This window comes from Shimia biformata, assembly GCF_016888515.1.
Classification (GTDB): Bacteria; Pseudomonadota; Alphaproteobacteria; order Rhodobacterales; family Rhodobacteraceae; genus Shimia_A; species Shimia_A biformata.
On the sequence record NZ_JAFEJK010000001.1, the window covers coordinates 1971121 to 1987453 of the forward strand.

Sequence of the window (16333 nt, forward strand, 5' to 3'; positions counted from 1 at the left end):
CGCATGGCACGTGTACCCCTTTTGCAAATGTCCGGCATCTCGCTCACCTTTGGCGGTGATCCGGTGTTCCATGACCTTGATCTTGTCGTTCAGCCGGGCGACCGTGTGGCGCTTGTCGGGCGTAACGGCTCCGGCAAATCGACCCTGATGAAGGTGATGGCCGGGCTGGTCGAACCGGACGCGGGTGAGGTGATCGTGCCGCCGGGCCTGTCGGTCGGCTATATGGAGCAGGACCCGGACATGAGCGGGTTTGCGACCCTGGGCGATTTTGCCGCCGCCACGCTGGAACCGGGCGAGATGTACCGGGTCGAGCGCGCCGGAGAGGGGCTCAAGTTCGACCCCGCCCGCGCGGTCGAAACGGCCTCGGGCGGGGAGCGCCGCCGCGCGGCGCTGGCGCGGCTGATGGCGGAAGCACCGGACCTGATGCTGCTGGACGAGCCGACGAACCACCTTGATATCGAGGCGATCGGCTGGCTTGAGGACGAGTTGAAGGCGACCCGCGCGGGCTTTGTCCTGATCAGCCACGACCGTGCTTTTCTGCGTGAACTGACCCGCGCAACCCTTTGGATTGACAGGGGAATGGTGCGTCGGCAAGAGCGTGGTTTTGCCGATTTCGAAGCCTGGCGGGACAAGATCTGGGAAGACGAGGACATGGCCCGTCACAAGATGGACCGCAAGATCAAATCCGAGGCCCGCTGGGCCGTGGAAGGCATCAGCGCCCGGCGCAAGCGCAACATGGGCCGGGTGCGTGCGCTGCAAGACCTGCGGGCCGAACGCGCGGCGATGATCCGGCGGCAGGGCGCGGCGGCGATGGCACTGGCCTCTGGCCCGAAGTCCGGCAAGAAGGTGATCGAAGCCAGGGGGCTGGCGAAATCCTATGGTGGCAAGACCATCGTCAAGGGGTTCGACCTGTTGGTGCAGCGCGGCGATCGCGTGGCCTTTGTCGGGCCGAACGGGGTGGGCAAGACCACGCTGATCAAGATGCTGCTGGGGCAGGTCGCCCCGGATGAGGGCACCGTGCAGCTTGGCACCAACCTTGTGCCCGCGATCTTCGACCAGAGCCGCGACCAGCTGGACGATGACATGACGCTTTGGGACAGCCTGACCGGAGACCCCGAGATGCGGGTCTCGGGCAAGGCGGATCAGATCATGGTGCGCGGTCAGCCAAAACACGTGGTCGGCTACCTCAAGGAATTTCTGTTCGACGACCGCCAGGCCCGCGCGCCGGTGCGATCCTTGTCGGGGGGCGAAAAGGCGCGGCTGCTGCTGGCGAAACTGATGGCGCGGGAAAGCAACCTCTTGGTGCTGGACGAACCGACCAACGATCTGGATGTCGAGACGCTGGATCTGTTGCAGGAGCTTCTGGACGATTATGACGGCACCGTGCTTCTGGTCAGCCACGACCGCGATTTTCTCGATCGCGTCGCCACCACGACCGTCGCAATGGAAGGCAATGGCCGCGCCACGGTCTATGCCGGCGGCTGGAGCGATTATCGCAGCCAGCGGCAGGATGATGAGTCGGAAAAGATTGAGAAATCAAAGCCGAAGGCCGAGAAGCTAAAGCAGGACAAGCCCGCGCAGGAAGGGCTGAGTTTTACCGAAAAGCACCGGCTTGAGAAACTGCCCGCGATCATTGACCGTCTCGGTGCCGAGATCGCCAAGCTGGAAGAGTTCATGGCCGACCCAGACCTCTTCGCCAAGGAGCCGGTGAAGTTCCAGAAAGCCACTGAAGCGCTGGTCGAGCGCCAGAAGGCGCTGGCCGACGCTGAAGAGGAATGGCTGATGCTGGAAGAAAAGGCCGAAGGCTAGACCACCAGTTTCGGACAATACCCATTTGCCAGCGCCACCCGCGTCGGTTCCGGTGTCAGCACCGTCACCCGTCCTGTTGGTTTGGGCCGCGCCGGACCATAACCCGCCCCCAGATAGGGCCGCATCGCATCCTGCCAAAGCAGCGCCGGGCCGGTGTCGGTCAGGATGAATGTGCCATCGGGCAGGGTGGTGACCTGAGCATCGTCGCGCCGTTGACCAAAGGTGCGCGGCACCGCGCGGGCGGCGTGCAGCCTGTCGTCGAACCCCGTGACCCGGCCATGATGCCCGGCAGCATGAAGAAAGGCGTTGAAATCCTCGCGCCGACACTCGCCACAGGGCCTGTGCCCGGCCGCCAGAGCCACCGCTTCATCGTGGAAAAACAACTCGGTATAGGCGCCGGGGGCCATGATCGGGCGGCGGCGGTTCTTGAAATCCAACACGCAACACACCCATGCCCTGTGCCGCCACCGCCGATGGGTCAGACCGCGCCCGTCATGCAGATTCCCGCGATTGCCCATGAACGCCCCGCGCCAGTCCTGGGCGGTGATCTCTCCTGTAGGCAAAACGCGGTTCTGGCGGGGCATGGGCAAACTCTGCGGCGAAATACGTGCCGACGCAAGCGTGTCCGCTGTCAGGCACCGGGGCAGGGCAAGGTGGCACCAATCTGCGCGCAGCGTGCCAGCAGTGCGGCGCGACGGTCCGCCGACCCCCTGGCGCCGCACAGCAGCTCAAGCCTGCGCGGGGACAGGCCGAAATAGCCAAACGTGCCGTCAATCCACGTGGTTTCCATCGCCTGCAAATGCCCCTTGGCGCGAATCTCGTCCGATCTGGCCCCCGCCGGAACCAGCAGCACACCGCTGCGGGGGCGTTGCAGGGACAGGTCCGGGTCGCCCAGCTGATCATAGGCCCAGCCCCAGCTAAAGACCCGGTCGACCCAGCCCTTTGTCATCGCAGGCATCCCCCACCAGAACAGCGGAAAGACAAGACAGACCGCATCGGCCCGCGCCACACGTGCCTGTTCCTGAAGGACGTCCGGGGGTGTGGTTTCGGGGCGCGCATCGGCGTCGATATCGGCCATCGACCAGCGCGGGTCAAAGCCTTCGGCATGCAGGTCGGCCAGCTCGCAGCTATGACCCGCCGCCGTCGCGCCGGCCATGAAAGAACGCGCGGCAGCGGCGCTGAACGAGGATTTGTCGGGGTGGTCGAGAACCGTGAGAATATGCATCCAGACGCGCACCTTTTGTCCATTGGGGGCAGCCACCACCGTGATTGGCCGCTTGCGGTCAGAAGGTTCTAGTCTCTCAACTTAGGTTGAGGTCAAGCGTCAAAGGTATAATAAAAACAGTTGGTTGGAAAATATCCGGTAATGCGCACCCCGGTGCCGGGGCGCGCAGCTGTCCATGTCGCGTCACTGCATCCGAAGCGCGCCGTCGATGCGGATGACCTCGCCGTTGAGATAGCCGTTCTCGACGATGAACCCGGCAAGGCGGGCGTATTCCGACGGATCGCCCAGCCGTTTCGGGCAGGTCACGTCTGCGGCCAGCTGGTCCTGCACCTCTTGCGGCAGACCTTTCAGCATCGGGGTCAGGAAGATACCCGGCGCGATCGCCATGACGCGGATGCCCGAGCGGGCCAGGTCGCGCGCCATGGGCAGGGACAGCCCGACAATCCCGCCCTTGGAGGCGGCATAGGCGGCCTGACCGCGCTGCCCGTCCATCGCGGCGATTGAGGCGGTGTTGATGATGACACCCCGCGCGCCATCCGCTTCGGCGTCATTCTGCGCCATGACCTCGGCGGCAAGGCGGGCGACGTTGAAGGATCCGACAAGGTTGATGTCGATGGTCTTCTGGAACGTGTGCAGCGGGTGCGGGCCGTTCTTGCCGATGGTCGTCGCGGCGGGCGCGATCCCGGCGCAGTTCACGGCGGCGGTGATGCTGCCCATGGCGTCCCTGGCGGCGGCAATGGCGGCGGCGACCGAGTCTTCGTCGGTCACGTCGGTCTTGTGGAAGGTGCCGCCCAGTTCGGCGGCGACCTTCTGACCGGCCTCTTCGTTCAGGTCAAACAGCGCGACTTTGGCACCGTTTGCGGCAAAGTGGCGGGCCGTGGCTTCGCCCAGGCCCGAGGCGCCGCCGGTGATCACGGCGCAGGTGGTGTCGAGTTTCATGGGGCGGTTCCTCCCGGTTAAATGAACATGCGTTCAGATAGCGTAACGTCAACTTCGCTGTAAAGCGCGACGCGACGTTGCGGGAGAGTCCGGGGAACAGGAGTTGGGAGAGGGGCGTTGCCCCTCGCCTTGAAGACGCGGTTCGCGTCCCCAAGGCTCACCCCAAGGTATTTGTGGCAAGAGGAAGCGGGATCAGCTTTCCAACTGCACCAGCGCGTGGCGTTTCTTGCCTGCCGACAGCTTGATCGGCGAGGCAAGCGCGGCCGCGTCGATCATGGTGCCCGCATCGGTCAGCGGCGCGTCGTCAAGCCGCGCGCCGTTTTCCGCGATCAGCCGCTTGGCGTCCTTGCCCGATTTCGCCAATCCCGAGCGCACGATCAGCTGCACGATCGAGATACCGCCCGCGACCTCGTCCGGGGACAGGGTCAGGGTCGGCAGGTCGTCGCCAATGCCGCCTTTTTCAAAGACCTCGCGCGCGGTTGCCTCGGCTGCGGCGGCGGCCTCGGCCCCGTGGCACAGGGTCGTGACCTCGTTGGCAAGGCGGATCTTGGCCTCGTTGATCTCGGACCCGGCCAGCGCGCCAAGGCGGTCGCATTCATCCACGGGAAGCTCGGTATAAAGCTTGAGGAAGCGGCCGACGTCGGCGTCGGTGGTGTTGCGCCAGAACTGCCAGAACTCGTAAGGCGACCGCATGTCGGCATTGAGCCAGATCGCGCCATCGGCGGTCTTGCCCATCTTCTTGCCATCCGAGGTGGTCAGAAGCGGCGTCGTCAGGCCATAGACCTCGTGGTCGATCACCCGGCGGGTCAGGTCGATACCATTGACGATATTGCCCCACTGGTCGCTGCCGCCGAACTGCACCAGGCAGCCATAGCGCCGGTTCAGCTCCATGAAGTCATAGGCCTGGAGGATCATGTAGTTGAATTCCAGGAAGGACAGCGATTGTTCGCGGTCGAGCCGGGATTTCACCGATTCAAACGACAGCATCCGGTTGACGCTGAAATGCCGCCCGATGTCGCGCAGGAAATCGAGGTAGTTCAGGCTGTCGAGCCACTCGGCGTTGTTCAGCATCAGCGCGACATTATCACGCCCTACCGCTTCGCTGCTTGAGGGCATGGGGCCATCTTCATAGGCGATGTATTTGGCAAAGACCTGCTTGATGCCGGCGATATTGTCGTCGATCTGGTCGGGCGTCAGCAGCGGGCGCTCATCGGCCCGGAATGACGGATCACCGACCTTGGTGGTGCCGCCGCCCATCAGCGTGATCGGCTTGTGACCCGTTTTCTGCAGCCAGCGCAGCGTCATGATCTGGATCAGCGATCCGACATGAAGGCTCTTGGCGGTTGCGTCAAAGCCGATATAACCCGGCACACCCCCCATGTTCAGCGCCTCGTCGAGGCCCTGATAATCGGTGCAGTCAGCAAGGAAACCGCGTTCCATCATCACGCGGATGAATTCCGATTTGGGGTGGTAGGTCATGTCTTTGGTCCCGTATGGTTTGCGGGGCCGTGTATAGGCGGCATAGGGGCAAAGGAAAAGGCCATGTTGAAGGGCCGTGACAGGGACGCAGAAAAGGGGCGGGTGATGCGGGCGCTGGGGGCGATGTCGGGCACATCGCTGGATGGGGTCGATGCGGCCATCGTCGAGACCGACGGCCATGTGATCCACGCATTTGGCGACAGCGCCTACCGGCCCTATTCCGAAGCCGAACGCGCGGTTCTGGCCGCCGGGCTGGGCTGCTGGTCGGGCGACGCGGTCGAGGCGGCGGCGGATGTGGTCGAGGCCGCCCATGTCGAATTGCTGGGCCAGTTTCAGGGCGTTGACCTTGTCGGCTTCCACGGCCAGACGCTGGCCCATGATCCACGCGGGCGCGGCACGTTGCAGGTGGGCGATGGTCAGGTTTTGGCCGAGGCGCTGGAATGCCCGGTGGTGTGGGATTTCCGCTCGGCCGATGTGGAACTGGGCGGCGAGGGCGCGCCGCTGGCGCCGTTCTTTCATTTCGCCTGCGCAAAATGGGCCGGGCTGACGGAGCCCGTCGTGTTTCTGAACCTTGGCGGCGTGGGCAATGTGACATGGGTCGACCCGTCCTGCGACCGGCCCGAGGACAAGGGCGCGCTGGTCGCCTTTGACACCGGTCCCGCCAATGCGCCAATCAATGATTTCGTGCGCGAGCGTCTGGGGATCGACTTTGACCGCGATGGCGAACTGGCCCGCAAGGGGCGGGTCGAAACCGGGGCGCTGGAACTGTTTCTGGCCGAGCCGTATTTCTCAAGAATGCCGCCGAAGTCGCTGGACCGGAACGATTTTCCCGAAATGATCGGGCTGGTGCGGGAACTGTCGGATGCCGATGCCGTCGCCACCCTGACCGCGATGAGCGCCGCCGCCGTCGCGCAAGGCATGATCCACTGCCCGAAACTGCCGGGTCAGGTTCTGGTGACGGGCGGCGGGCGGCACAACCCGGTCCTGATGGAGATGCTGCGCGTGTCGCTTGATTGTCCCGTCGCCCCGGTCGAGACGGTGGGTCTGGATGGCGACATGCTGGAAGCACAGGCTTTTGCCTATCTCGCGGTGCGGGTCGCCAAGGGCTTGCCGACCTCCTGTCCCTCGACCACCGGCGTGCGGGCGCTGGTGGGGGGCGGCGTGGTCAGCAGGCCGGAAGAAGACTAAGGAATATTAAAGCCTTCCGGGGCGAGGGTAAACCCGTCGAACTGAAAACCCGGCGACACGGTGCAACCGACCAGCGTCCAGTCCCCGGTGGTCTCGGCGGCCTGCCAGTGGTCTTTTGGCACGATCAGTTGCGGCGATTGGCCGGCAGTCAGGTCAGGGCCAAGGACACGCCGTTCGGCGGGACCTGTATCGTTTTCCGAGATCGACAGGATCAGTGGCGCGCCGGCGTGGAAATGCCAGATCTCGACCGCGTCGACCCGGTGCCAATGGCTGCGCTCGCCGTGGGCCAGCAGGAACAGGATCGCGGTGCCGCTGGGCCGGTCGCCGCCTGCGGCCTCGGCGATCCATGTCTGCCGGTAATGCCCGCCTTCGGGATGGGGCGACAGGTTCAGCTGTTGGATGATCTGTTGTGCGTTTGTCATGGCGACGGAACCGCGAATTTTGCCTCAAGTATTGCGGCGACCTCGTTGAAATCATTGGCGATAATGTCCCAGTTGTCGGTTGGGGACAGGTCGGTTTCCTGATCCGGTCCGTGTTCCGACCGTCGCAGCACGAAGGCGGTTTGCAACCCGGCGGCGCGGGCTGCGACCAGGTCGTTGTTGTGGGCGGCCACCATCATCACTTCGTCGGGCGGCAGGCGCAGCGCGGCGCAGCTGGCCAGGTAAACCGATGGGTTGGGTTTGTAGTCCTGCGCGATATCGGCGCCCAGGATACAGTCCCACGGCAGCCCGGCAAACCGCGCCAGCCGGGTCATCAGCGCAATCGACCCGTTCGAGCAGGGCGCGATGATGGCCCGCCGCCTGAGGCGTGTCAGGCCGGGCACGACATCGGGCCAGGGCGTCAGCCGCTCCCAGGCTTGGTTCAGCGCGTCCGGGTTGCCCGGATCGACACCGAAACGCTTGGCGACACGGTCAAGATTTTCCCGGTGCAGCACATCCAGCGCGACATAACCCCGGTTGCCGTCGCGCACCCGCGCCATGGCCGGGTCATATTCGCCGCGCCACGCGTCGGCAAAGGCAAGGGCATCGACACCGGGCAGGGCGGCGGCAACGTCTCGTGCAACCGAGCTGCGCCAGTCGACGCAGGTGCCAAACACATCAAAGATAAGGGCTTTGGGTGACATGGCCCCGACTAAACGCGCAAGCGCCGGATTGTTCAAGCTCTTGTGGCGCCTGCGCTGTAGAAGGCAACCGCCGTGGCCCATTCGGGACGCGGCCTTGGGGCACAAAAAAAAGGGGCGCAAGCCGATGCCGCGCCCCGTTTCACTGTGAGGTTGTCGGGCTCAGCCCTTCAGGATCGAGCGTCCGGCATATTCCGCCGTTTCACCCAGAAGTTCCTCGATGCGGATCAGCTGGTTGTATTTCGCCAGCCGGTCCGACCGCGCCAGCGAGCCGGTCTTGATCTGGCCGCAGTTGGTGGCGACGGCGAGGTCGGCGATGGTGGCGTCCTCGGTCTCGCCCGAGCGGTGGGACATGACGTTGGTATAGCGCGCCCGATGCGCCATATCGACCGCTTTCAGGGTCTCGGTCAGCGTGCCGATCTGGTTGACCTTGACCAGCATCGAGTTGGCAACGCCCTGTGCGATTCCGTCGGCCAGACGCGCTGGGTTGGTCACGAACAGGTCGTCGCCAACCAGCTGCACCTTGTCGCCGATCAGGTCGGTCAGCATCTTCCAGCCTTCCCAGTCATCCTCGGCCATGCCGTCCTCGATCGAGATGATCGGGTAATCGTTGCAGAGGTCCGCCAGGTATTGCGCGTTTTCGGCGGATGTCAGCGATTTGCCTTCGCCCTTCATCTCGTATTTGCCGTCGACGAAATACTCGGTCGAGGCGCAGTCCAGCGCCAGGAAGATGTCTTCGCCCAGCTTGTAGCCCGCTTTCTCGACCGACGCCTTGATGAAATCCAGCGCCGCGCGGGTCGAGGCGATGTTGGGGGCAAAGCCGCCCTCGTCGCCGATGCCCGTGGACAGGCCAGCGGCGGAAAGTTCCTTTTTCAGGGTGTGGAACACTTCCGATCCCATGCGCACCGCTTCGCGGATATTGGCGGCCGAAACCGGCATGATCATGAATTCCTGGATGTCGATCGGGTTGTCGGCATGTTCGCCGCCGTTGATGATGTTCATCATCGGCACCGGCAGCACGCGGGCCGAGGTGCCGCCGACATAGCGGAACAGCGGCTGGGCGGTGAAATCCGCGGCGGCCTTGGCGACGGCCATCGACACGCCCAGGATGGCGTTGGCCCCAAGGCGGCCCTTGTTGGGGGTGCCGTCCAGTTCGATCATCGCTTCGTCGATCGCGACCTGTTCGGTGGCGTCGAAGCCGACCAGCGCCTCGGCAATCTCGCCGTTCACGGCGGCGACCGCCTCAAGCACACCCTTGCCCATGTAGCGGCTCTTGTCGCCGTCGCGCTTTTCAACCGCCTCATGCGCACCGGTGGATGCGCCCGAAGGCACGGCGGCGCGGCCCATGGTGCCGTCTTCCAGGATCACGTCGACCTCGACCGTGGGGTTGCCCCGGCTGTCCAGGATTTCGCGTGCGTGAATGTCGATGATGGTGCTCATGGGGGTCGCCCTTGCAATGAGGAATGTTGCGCAGAGCTATAACAGCGAAGCCGCGAAAATCAACAGGGCATGTTATCGCTAACAGCGTACTTTTTATCAGGTTAGGGCTAACAGTTTGGTTGTAACGGAGCTTCTGTCATCTGCATGGCGATGCGGCGTTCGCGCAGATAGGTGTAAAGCCCCGAGGCAATGATCAGCCCGGCGCCAAGATAGGTCAGCATCTCGGGGCGCTCGCCCAGAATCACGATGCCCAGGATCAGCGCAAAGACCATGCGGGTATAGCGAAACGGCGCCAGCGCCACGGCGTCGCCGATCCGGGTCGAGACGACAATCGCGAAATAGCCCATGACGCCAAACAGAACAGTCGTTGCCATGCCCGCAGTCTGGCCCGCGGTTGCCGGCACAAGCGCGGTGCCCATCACCAGCATCAGAAGCGGGCCGGAAATCACCAATGCCGCAAACCCCTGAAACGCCACCGTCAGCGACGGCACGGATTTCGGCAAGCGGCGCGAGATCAGATCACGGGCCGAGATCAGAACCGTCGCCGCCAGCACCAGCAGCGTGGCCGGGTCAAACCCGGTGGTGCCGGGGCGGATGATCAGCAGGATGCCAAAGAAGCCGACCGAGATCGCCGCCCAGCGGCGCCAGCCCACGGTTTCCCCAAGAAACAGCGCCGCCCCCATGGTCAGCATCAGCGGGCTGGTCTGCAACACGGTGGCAAAAACCGACAGCGGCACCAACCACAGGCCCAGCACCATGCAGATCGCCAGCATGCCTTCCAGCGCGCTGCGCAGATACAGCATTCCGGTGCCTGCTCCGGTCGGGAAAAGTGCTTGGCCGCGCGCCTTGGCAATCGCGGCAAAGATCACCGCGCCGCCAAACCCCAGCATCAACAGGACCTGACCCGGCGGCAGCGACGCGGCCATATGCTTGATCATGAAATCCTCGACCCCGAAGCAGAACATCGAGAAGGTCATCAGAAGGATGCTGTGCAGGTTGTTCATCGCGCAGAGGTCCAAGGGGGGCGCCAATGGGCGCGTCCTTCCGCGCTACCTGTATTTGATCAAAAGGTAAAGTGCGGGCAGAGGTGTCAGGATTTCTTGATCGGCACGCCGTAAAGCTCAAGCTTGTGACCCTTCAGCCGATAGCCCAGCTTTTCCGCGATCTTTTCCTGAAGCGCCTCGATCTCGGGGTCGACGAACTCGATCACCTCGCCGGAATTGATGTCGATCAGGTGGTCGTGATGTTCGCGTTCGGCATCCTCATAACGCGCGCGCCCGTCGCCGAACTCGAGCTTGTCAAGAATGCCCGATTCCTCGAACAGCTTGACGGTGCGATAGACCGTTGCCAGAGAAATCCCCGCGTCGCGCGCCGAGGCGCGGGCATAGAGTTCCTCGACATCCGGGTGATCGTCGCTTTCCTCAAGCACGGCGGCAATGGTGCGGCGCTGGTCGGTCAGGCGCAGGCCCTTGGCCTCGCAGCGGGAAAGGATCGTGTCGGACATTGGGCGTGGCGCTTGTGGTCTGATTGGTCTGGGCCACTTTCCTAGCCCTAACGCGCGCGTTGCGAAACCCTTTTGTCGCCTAATACGCCAGTTCGCCGCGCATCACCAGAACGGCGCTGCCGCTGACGGTAACGGCGGGGCCGTCGGTTTTCAGCCCGATCACGCTGGCGCGGCCCATGTCGTCGCCCTGATGCACGGTCAGGGACAGATCGCGCCCTTCCAGCGCAGACAAAAGCGCTGCCAGCGTCGCGCAGGCGCTGCCCGTGGCCGGGTCTTCGGGGATATTGTCAAGCGGGGCGAACATGCGGGCATGCACCGTGTCCCCGTCGGTTTCGTCACGGACATAAGCGAACTGCGCAAAGTCCAGACCCGAGGGATAGCGGGCGTTGCCGTCCCGGAAGGCGCCGATATCGGTCTGGATCGCGGCAAGGTCGGCGCGGGACTTCAACTGGGTGATGGTAAAGGCAAGTCCAAGGCTTGCCATGACCGGCGCATGGGTGGCGGTTTCGAGGCTGCTCTCATCAAGCCCAAGACAACGGGCGATCAGCGCCGGGTCGGGATGGGCGATGGTGTCCAGCGCGGCGGTGGTGGTGAAGCGCGCCGAGTGCGGCGTGGCATGGGCCTTGATCGGGCCAATCCCCAGTTCAAGCACCATCTCGGGGGCATGCCCCGCATCGGCCAGCGCAATCGCCGTGCCGATGGTGGGGTGTCCGGCAAAGGGCACCTCCATCGTCGGCGTGAAAATGCGCACCCGCGCGGTGTGGGCCGGGTCCTCGGGCGGATAGACAAAGGTGGTTTCCGAGAAGTTGAACTCGGCCGCGATGCGCTGCAGGTCGTCCTCGGGCAGGGTGGTGGCGTCGGGAATGACCGCCAGTTGGTTGCCGCCAAACGGGGTTTCGGAAAACACGTCGTAAACAAGGTATCGGGTCATGGTTGTAACTCGGCTTCTTTCTGGTCTGTGTCTGCGACCGGCGGGGTCGCGGGCGCCAGGTCGATCCAGACCGGCAGGTGATCCGAGGCAATTGGCGCGGGGCGCCCGGTAAAAACCCCGGTGGCCGCGGCCTCGAGCCCGGGACCAAGTGCGAACCGGTCCAGCGCCGCCACGGGACGCGGGGCGGGAAAGGAATGCGCGGCCTTGGCAAAGCGCAGACCCGGCGTGGCGGTGTCCAGCGCCGAAACTGGACCCCATTCGTTGAAATCCCCCGCCAGAAGCGTCGGCATTGGCGGCAGGTCGCGCAGCCCGCGTGTCACCGCCTGAAGCTGCAACAGCCGATACCGGCGCAACAGCCCCAGATGCACGCCGACAATCCGCAGGGGGCCGATCGGGGTCATCAGGTCCGCCCGCACCGCGCCGCGCGGTTCAAGTCCGGGCAGGTCGATCTTTTCGCGCGCCACCATGGTCACTTCGGGCCGCACAAGAATGGCGTTGCCGTGAAATCCCAGCGATCCCTTGGGCTGGCCAAAGGGCAGGATCCGCCAGCCATGGCTTGCCAGAAGATCGCGGGGCAGGGCGGCGGGGCGCGGCGGCAGGCGTTTGTCCGCCTCTTGCAGCACCACGACCGACGCCTTTAGCGCGTCGATCACCCGCAGCGTCCGGTCCGGCCGCCGCCGCATGTCGAGGCCAACGCATTTCTGAAGATTATAGCTGGCGATGCGCAGGGTCGGGGTCATGTCCCTAATGTTGGCGATGAACCGGCCAGAGGCAACCGCCCGTTGACCAATGTCACGAAAGTTTTTGCCCGCAGCGGGCGAACTGCTTGACATGTTCACGATCCGGCGCGAAGGGAAGGCATGGAACGCAAATCTCATGTCGATCTGGGCGGCGCCGTTGCGCTGACGTTTTTCTCGCTGCTTCTGGCGTTCAACCAGGTGGTGATCAAGCTGACGAATGGCGGGTTTGGCCCGGTTTTTGCCGCCGGGCTGCGGTCGGGTCTTGCCATTCTGGTCCTGCTGGCCTGGATCTGGCTGCGCAGCAAACCGGCGCGTCTGGCGCGGGACATGCTTTGGCCGGGCCTGCTGCTGGGTGGGCTGTTTGCCTTCGAATTCGTGTGTCTTTTCATGGCTTTGGACCTGACCACGGTTAGCCGCACCAGCATCATCTTCTATTCCATGCCGGTGTGGCTGGCGCTGGCCGGTCACGTCTTCCTGCCGAATGAACACCTGACGCCCGTGCGCCTGACCGGGCTTTTGCTGGCGATGGCCGGGGTCGGGGTAGCGATGCTGGACCGGCAGGGCGGCACCGCCAGTCTGATCGGAGACCTTGCCGCACTGGGGGCCGCACTCTCGTGGGGCGGGATTGCGCTGGCGGTGCGGTTGACGCCGATCTCGCGCGAGATCCCGGAAAGCCAGCTTTTGTGGCAGCTTGTCGTCTCGGCGCCGATCCTGTTGCTGGTTGCACCGCTGTTCGGCGACCTGCTGCGCGACCCGAACATGGGCCATGTGGCAGGGCTGGTGTTCCAGTCGGTCGCCATCGCCTCGCTTGGCTTCCTGTTCTGGTTCTTCCTTCTGACCGTCTACCCGGCCTCGTCCGTGGCCTCGTTCAGCTTCCTGTCGCCGGTCTTTTCGGTCCTTCTGGGCTGGTGGCTTCTGGGTGAGGAGATCGGCCCGTCGATCATCGCGGCGCTGGGGCTGGTGGCGGCGGGGCTGGTGCTGATCAACCGCAAACCCAGATCCTAGGTTCCGCAGAAGGTCGCCATGACCCGCTCGTTCTCCGTTGGAGGACGGGTCAGGTCGGCATTTTCGGGCTGATCGTCATAGGGGCGCGACAGGACGTTCATCAGCCGTTCGAACGGCATCATGTCGCCGGTCTGCGCGGCGGCGATCATCTCTTCGATCCTGTGGTTGCGCGGGATGAAGGCCGGGTTCGCGGCATCCATGACCCGAACCGGGTCATCTTCGGTCTCAAGCCGCTTGCGCCAACGCGTTTCCCACGCCCGGAACGCGTCCCGGTCGGTGAACTGATCCACTGCAGCTTTGCCCGACAAGGCGCGGAATGTATTGGTGAAATCTGATTGTCCATGCGCCATCAGGGTCAGCAGCGAGGTCACCAGTTCCAGGTCTTCGGATTTCGGCGCGGCAATCCCGATCTTGGCGGCAAAACGGCGCAGCCAGTTGGCCTGCAACATCGGTCCCATGCCGTGAATGGCGGCGGTGAACTCTTTTACCGCGTCATCTGCATCCGGCATCAGCGGCACCAGTGCCGTCGCCAGCTGCGCCATGTTCCAGACGATGATGTCGGGCTGGTTCGAAAATGCATAACGCCCCTGCCTGTCAATCGACGAGAAAACCGTGTTCGGGTGGTATTCGTCCATGAAGGCGCAGGGCCCATAGTCGATGGTCTCGCCCGAAATCGCGGTATTGTCGGTGTTCATCACCCCATGGATGAACCCGACTGACATCCAGTGCGGGATCAGTTCTGCCTGCCGCGCGATCACCGCGTCCAGCAGCCCGGCCGGAGAGGTCACGTCCGGGTAATGCCGGTCGACGACGTGGTCATAAAGCGCCTGAAGCTCGGCCGTCATGCCGCGTGCGGCCAGCACCTGGAACGTGCCGACGCGGATGTGGCTGGCGGCGACACGGGTCAGCACCGCGCCGGGCAGCGGGCCATCGTCGCGCCAGATCGTGTCGCCGGTGGCAACGGCGGCCAATGCGCGGGTGGTGGGCACGCCAAGCGCGTGCATCGCTTCCGAGACCACAAACTCGCGCAGCACCGGCCCTAGCCACGCGCGCCCGTCGCCGCCCCGCGAATAGGGCGTGCGGCCCGAGCCCTTGAGTTGAATGTCATAGCGGTTGCCACCGGCCACGACCTCGCCCAGCAGAACTGCGCGGCCATCGCCCAGTTGCGGGTTCCAGTTGCCGAATTGGTGGCCGGCATAAAGCTGCGCCAGCGGGTCGGCGCCCGCAGGCACGGCATTGCCGCCAAAGACGCGGCCCATCTCGGCATTGTCGCCCTCGGTGATCCCGAGATCGGCGGCAAGAGCGCGGTTGAACGCCAGAAGCTCGGGCGCGGTCACCGGCTGGGGCGACTGCCGGGTGAACAGCGATGCGGGCAGGCGGGCATAGCTGTTGTCGAAGGGAATCGAGAGGGTCATGTCAGAGATATAATCGCGGAATAGCCAAAGTCACAGGGCGCCACTTACAAGCGCCGCGTCATCAGCGCATAGCGGTCCCGCAATTCGAACCCGGCGCGCGAGTAAAGCCGCCGCGCCGATTCATTGTCGCTATCGACCTCAAGGTGAATGGCCTTGACCCCGGCCTCGGCCAGCGCGTTTGGCAGCGCGATCAGAACATCTCCGGCCATGCCGCGCCGCCGCACGGCGGGCCGGATGAACAATTCGTCGATGAAACTGTCCATGCCGCCGAACTCGATCGACCAGCCGAAGGTCACCACCACATAGCCCACCGGCGCGCGTTGCGGGCCGATCAGATAGACCGCACCATGCGGGATGCCCTCCAAGAGCGGCATCAGCCCCGCGCGCCGGTCATCGTCATCCAGCGCGATGCCTTCCTCGGCGTGGAACGCACCGACCAGTGGCAGAAGCACGTCGATATCGGCGGGGCGGGCAAGGTGCAGGGCGGTGGTCATAGCCGGGCCAGCCTTTCGGTCAGAAGGGCAAAGAACCCGTCGGCGTCGATGTCACCCATGAAGGTTGCGTTGGCGGGGCGTCCGCTGACCCGCCACCAGTCGGCAACGGTCATGCCCATGGTCAGTTCCGAGCGGGTTTCGATCTCGACATTGATGTGGCGGCCGGTGAACAGATCGGGCCGGATCAGATAGGCGGTGACACAAGGGTCATGTAGCGGCGCGCCGTTTGATCCGTATTTCTCCTTGTCGAAGCGCTCAAAGAAATCGGTCATCTCAGCCACCGCTTCGCCGACCCGGTTGCCAATGGCGCGGAAGGCGTCGTTGCGCGGCTTCGTCACCAGCGCCTTGTGGGTGACATCCAGAGGCATCACCACGATATCAACGCCAGATTTGAACACGATATCAGCGGCTTGCGGATCGACGTAAATGTTGAATTCCGCTGCGGGGGTGATGTTGCCCACCTCGAAATACGCGCCGCCCATCAACACGATCTCGCGCACGCGTGGGACAATGTCGGGGGCCTTGCGGAAGGCCATGGCGATATTGGTCAGCGGTCCCAGCGGGCAGAGCGTGACGCTGCCCATGGGCTGATCGCGCAATGTCTCGATGATGAAGTCAACGCCGTGCTGATCCTGCAAGGGCATGGTCGGGTCGGGCAGGACGGGGCCGTTCAGCCCGGTTTGCCCATGCACATGTTCCGCCGTCACCAGCTTGCGCCCCAGCGGACCCTCGCAGCCGGCAAAGACCCGGATATCCGGCCGCCCCGCCAGTTCGCAGATGATGCGGGCGTTTTTCTGGGTCAGCGCCAGCGGCACGTTCCCGGCAACGGCGGTGATGCCCAGAACCTCGATCTCGTCGGGGCTGGCCAGCGCCAGAAGGATGGCGACGGCGTCGTCCTGGCCCGGATCGGTGTCGATGATGATCTTTCGCGCGGTCATGTCTTTTTCCCGGTTCGTTTCGCGCCACCCTGACAAGGGGCCGGGGGGATGTCCAGCCCGGCGGCGGTGTTCGGCCAATGCGGGCGGGCATTCTGGGACAAACGAA

The 16333-nt window shown here is 64.3% G+C and carries 17 protein-coding genes; 3 read left to right on the forward strand and 14 right to left on the reverse strand.

The window, feature by feature from the left end:
• The first annotated feature begins 3 nt into the window (after positions 1 to 3).
• Positions 4 to 1809, forward strand: coding sequence for an ABC-F family ATP-binding cassette domain-containing protein (locus JQ863_RS09655; protein WP_204114065.1), 1806 nt, complete (start codon positions 4 to 6; stop codon positions 1807 to 1809).
• Here JQ863_RS09655 and JQ863_RS09660 read toward each other — a convergent pair.
• From JQ863_RS09660 to tyrS, 4 genes are all read right to left on the reverse strand, one after another.
• A complete protein-coding gene (locus tag JQ863_RS09660; RefSeq protein ID WP_204114066.1) occupies positions 1806 to 2393 on the reverse strand; it encodes a hypothetical protein in 588 nt (195 codons plus the stop codon). The genes JQ863_RS09655 and JQ863_RS09660 overlap by 4 nt on opposite strands.
• Before the next feature lie 47 nt (positions 2394 to 2440).
• Positions 2441 to 3034 (reverse strand): NAD(P)H-dependent oxidoreductase, encoded by a 594-nt coding sequence (locus JQ863_RS09665; RefSeq protein WP_204114067.1) that lies wholly within the window; start codon positions 3032 to 3034, stop codon positions 2441 to 2443.
• A gap of 183 nt (positions 3035 to 3217) precedes the next feature.
• Positions 3218 to 3973 carry an SDR family NAD(P)-dependent oxidoreductase gene (locus tag JQ863_RS09670; protein WP_204114068.1) on the reverse strand — a complete coding sequence of 252 codons (756 nt, stop codon included), beginning with the start codon at positions 3971 to 3973 and terminating at the stop codon, positions 3218 to 3220.
• Positions 3974 to 4165: 192 nt separating this feature from the next.
• Positions 4166 to 5452, reverse strand: a complete 1287-nt coding sequence (gene tyrS / locus JQ863_RS09675) for a tyrosine--tRNA ligase (protein ID WP_204114069.1) — start codon at positions 5450 to 5452, stop codon at positions 4166 to 4168.
• Positions 5453 to 5515: 63 nt separating this feature from the next.
• Between tyrS and JQ863_RS09680 the strand changes: the two genes are divergently transcribed.
• A complete protein-coding gene (locus JQ863_RS09680) occupies positions 5516 to 6640 on the forward strand; it encodes an anhydro-N-acetylmuramic acid kinase (RefSeq protein ID WP_420826272.1) in 1125 nt (374 codons plus the stop codon).
• Here JQ863_RS09680 and JQ863_RS09685 read toward each other — a convergent pair.
• From JQ863_RS09685 to JQ863_RS09715, 7 genes are all read right to left on the reverse strand, one after another.
• Positions 6637 to 7062, reverse strand: a complete 426-nt coding sequence (locus JQ863_RS09685) for a cupin domain-containing protein (protein WP_204114070.1) — start codon at positions 7060 to 7062, stop codon at positions 6637 to 6639. The genes JQ863_RS09680 and JQ863_RS09685 overlap by 4 nt on opposite strands.
• Positions 7059 to 7763 carry a haloacid dehalogenase type II gene (locus JQ863_RS09690; protein WP_204114071.1) on the reverse strand — a complete coding sequence of 235 codons (705 nt, stop codon included), beginning with the start codon at positions 7761 to 7763 and terminating at the stop codon, positions 7059 to 7061. Before JQ863_RS09690 ends, JQ863_RS09685 begins: the two co-directional genes overlap by 4 nt.
• A 159-nt stretch (positions 7764 to 7922) precedes the next feature.
• Positions 7923 to 9200 (reverse strand): phosphopyruvate hydratase, encoded by a 1278-nt coding sequence (eno, locus tag JQ863_RS09695; protein ID WP_204114072.1) that lies wholly within the window; start codon positions 9198 to 9200, stop codon positions 7923 to 7925.
• Between the two features lie 107 nt (positions 9201 to 9307).
• A complete protein-coding gene (locus tag JQ863_RS09700) occupies positions 9308 to 10204 on the reverse strand; it encodes a DMT family transporter (protein WP_204114073.1) in 897 nt (298 codons plus the stop codon).
• An 86-nt stretch (positions 10205 to 10290) separates the two neighbouring features.
• Positions 10291 to 10704 (reverse strand): Fur family transcriptional regulator, encoded by a 414-nt coding sequence (locus JQ863_RS09705; protein ID WP_204114074.1) that lies wholly within the window; start codon positions 10702 to 10704, stop codon positions 10291 to 10293.
• 79 nt (positions 10705 to 10783) lie between these two features.
• Positions 10784 to 11635 (reverse strand): PhzF family phenazine biosynthesis protein, encoded by an 852-nt coding sequence (locus JQ863_RS09710; protein ID WP_204114075.1) that lies wholly within the window; start codon positions 11633 to 11635, stop codon positions 10784 to 10786.
• Positions 11632 to 12375, reverse strand: a complete 744-nt coding sequence (locus tag JQ863_RS09715; RefSeq protein WP_204114076.1) for an endonuclease/exonuclease/phosphatase family protein — start codon at positions 12373 to 12375, stop codon at positions 11632 to 11634. The genes JQ863_RS09710 and JQ863_RS09715 overlap by 4 nt, the downstream gene beginning before the upstream one ends.
• A gap of 120 nt (positions 12376 to 12495) precedes the next feature.
• Here JQ863_RS09715 and JQ863_RS09720 point away from each other — a divergent pair, with 120 nt between their 5' ends.
• Positions 12496 to 13380, forward strand: coding sequence for a DMT family transporter (locus JQ863_RS09720; protein ID WP_204114077.1), 885 nt, complete (start codon positions 12496 to 12498; stop codon positions 13378 to 13380).
• Here the strand turns inward: JQ863_RS09720 and JQ863_RS09725 are convergent.
• The 3 genes from JQ863_RS09725 to JQ863_RS09735 are packed head-to-tail and all read right to left on the reverse strand — an operon-like array spanning position 13377 to position 16227.
• Positions 13377 to 14795: a protein adenylyltransferase SelO gene (locus tag JQ863_RS09725; RefSeq protein ID WP_204114078.1), complete on the reverse strand. Its 1419-nt coding sequence runs from the start codon at positions 14793 to 14795 to the stop codon at positions 13377 to 13379. The two genes, JQ863_RS09720 and JQ863_RS09725, sit on opposite strands and share 4 nt — an antisense overlap.
• A 44-nt stretch (positions 14796 to 14839) precedes the next feature.
• Positions 14840 to 15289 (reverse strand): GNAT family N-acetyltransferase, encoded by a 450-nt coding sequence (locus JQ863_RS09730; RefSeq protein ID WP_204114079.1) that lies wholly within the window; start codon positions 15287 to 15289, stop codon positions 14840 to 14842.
• Entirely contained in the window at positions 15286 to 16227 is a 942-nt protein-coding gene (locus JQ863_RS09735; protein WP_204114080.1) for a nucleoside hydrolase, read from the reverse strand. Before JQ863_RS09735 ends, JQ863_RS09730 begins: the two co-directional genes overlap by 4 nt.
• Positions 16228 to 16333: the final 106 nt, after the last annotated feature.

Bases quoted from the DNA above. Each gene is read 5' to 3' on its own strand.
- JQ863_RS09655 (WP_204114065.1), top strand. From the start codon at position 4: ATGGCACGTGTACCCCTTTTGCAAATGTCCGGCATCTCGCTCACCTTT.
- JQ863_RS09660 (WP_204114066.1), bottom strand. From the start codon at position 2,393: ATGCCCCGCCAGAACCGCGTTTTGCCTACAGGAGAGATCACCGCCCAG.
- JQ863_RS09665 (WP_204114067.1), bottom strand. From the start codon at position 3,034: ATGCATATTCTCACGGTTCTCGACCACCCCGACAAATCCTCGTTCAGC.
- JQ863_RS09670 (WP_204114068.1), bottom strand. From the start codon at position 3,973: ATGAAACTCGACACCACCTGCGCCGTGATCACCGGCGGCGCCTCGGGC.
- tyrS (WP_204114069.1), bottom strand. From the start codon at position 5,452: ATGACCTACCACCCCAAATCGGAATTCATCCGCGTGATGATGGAACGC.
- JQ863_RS09680 (WP_420826272.1), top strand. From the start codon at position 5,516: ATGTTGAAGGGCCGTGACAGGGACGCAGAAAAGGGGCGGGTGATGCGG.
- JQ863_RS09685 (WP_204114070.1), bottom strand. From the start codon at position 7,062: ATGACAAACGCACAACAGATCATCCAACAGCTGAACCTGTCGCCCCAT.
- JQ863_RS09690 (WP_204114071.1), bottom strand. From the start codon at position 7,763: ATGTCACCCAAAGCCCTTATCTTTGATGTGTTTGGCACCTGCGTCGAC.
- eno (WP_204114072.1), bottom strand. From the start codon at position 9,200: ATGAGCACCATCATCGACATTCACGCACGCGAAATCCTGGACAGCCGG.
- JQ863_RS09700 (WP_204114073.1), bottom strand. From the start codon at position 10,204: ATGAACAACCTGCACAGCATCCTTCTGATGACCTTCTCGATGTTCTGC.
- JQ863_RS09705 (WP_204114074.1), bottom strand. From the start codon at position 10,704: ATGTCCGACACGATCCTTTCCCGCTGCGAGGCCAAGGGCCTGCGCCTG.
- JQ863_RS09710 (WP_204114075.1), bottom strand. From the start codon at position 11,635: ATGACCCGATACCTTGTTTACGACGTGTTTTCCGAAACCCCGTTTGGC.
- JQ863_RS09715 (WP_204114076.1), bottom strand. From the start codon at position 12,375: ATGACCCCGACCCTGCGCATCGCCAGCTATAATCTTCAGAAATGCGTT.
- JQ863_RS09720 (WP_204114077.1), top strand. From the start codon at position 12,496: ATGGAACGCAAATCTCATGTCGATCTGGGCGGCGCCGTTGCGCTGACG.
- JQ863_RS09725 (WP_204114078.1), bottom strand. From the start codon at position 14,795: ATGACCCTCTCGATTCCCTTCGACAACAGCTATGCCCGCCTGCCCGCA.
- JQ863_RS09730 (WP_204114079.1), bottom strand. From the start codon at position 15,289: ATGACCACCGCCCTGCACCTTGCCCGCCCCGCCGATATCGACGTGCTT.
- JQ863_RS09735 (WP_204114080.1), bottom strand. From the start codon at position 16,227: ATGACCGCGCGAAAGATCATCATCGACACCGATCCGGGCCAGGACGAC.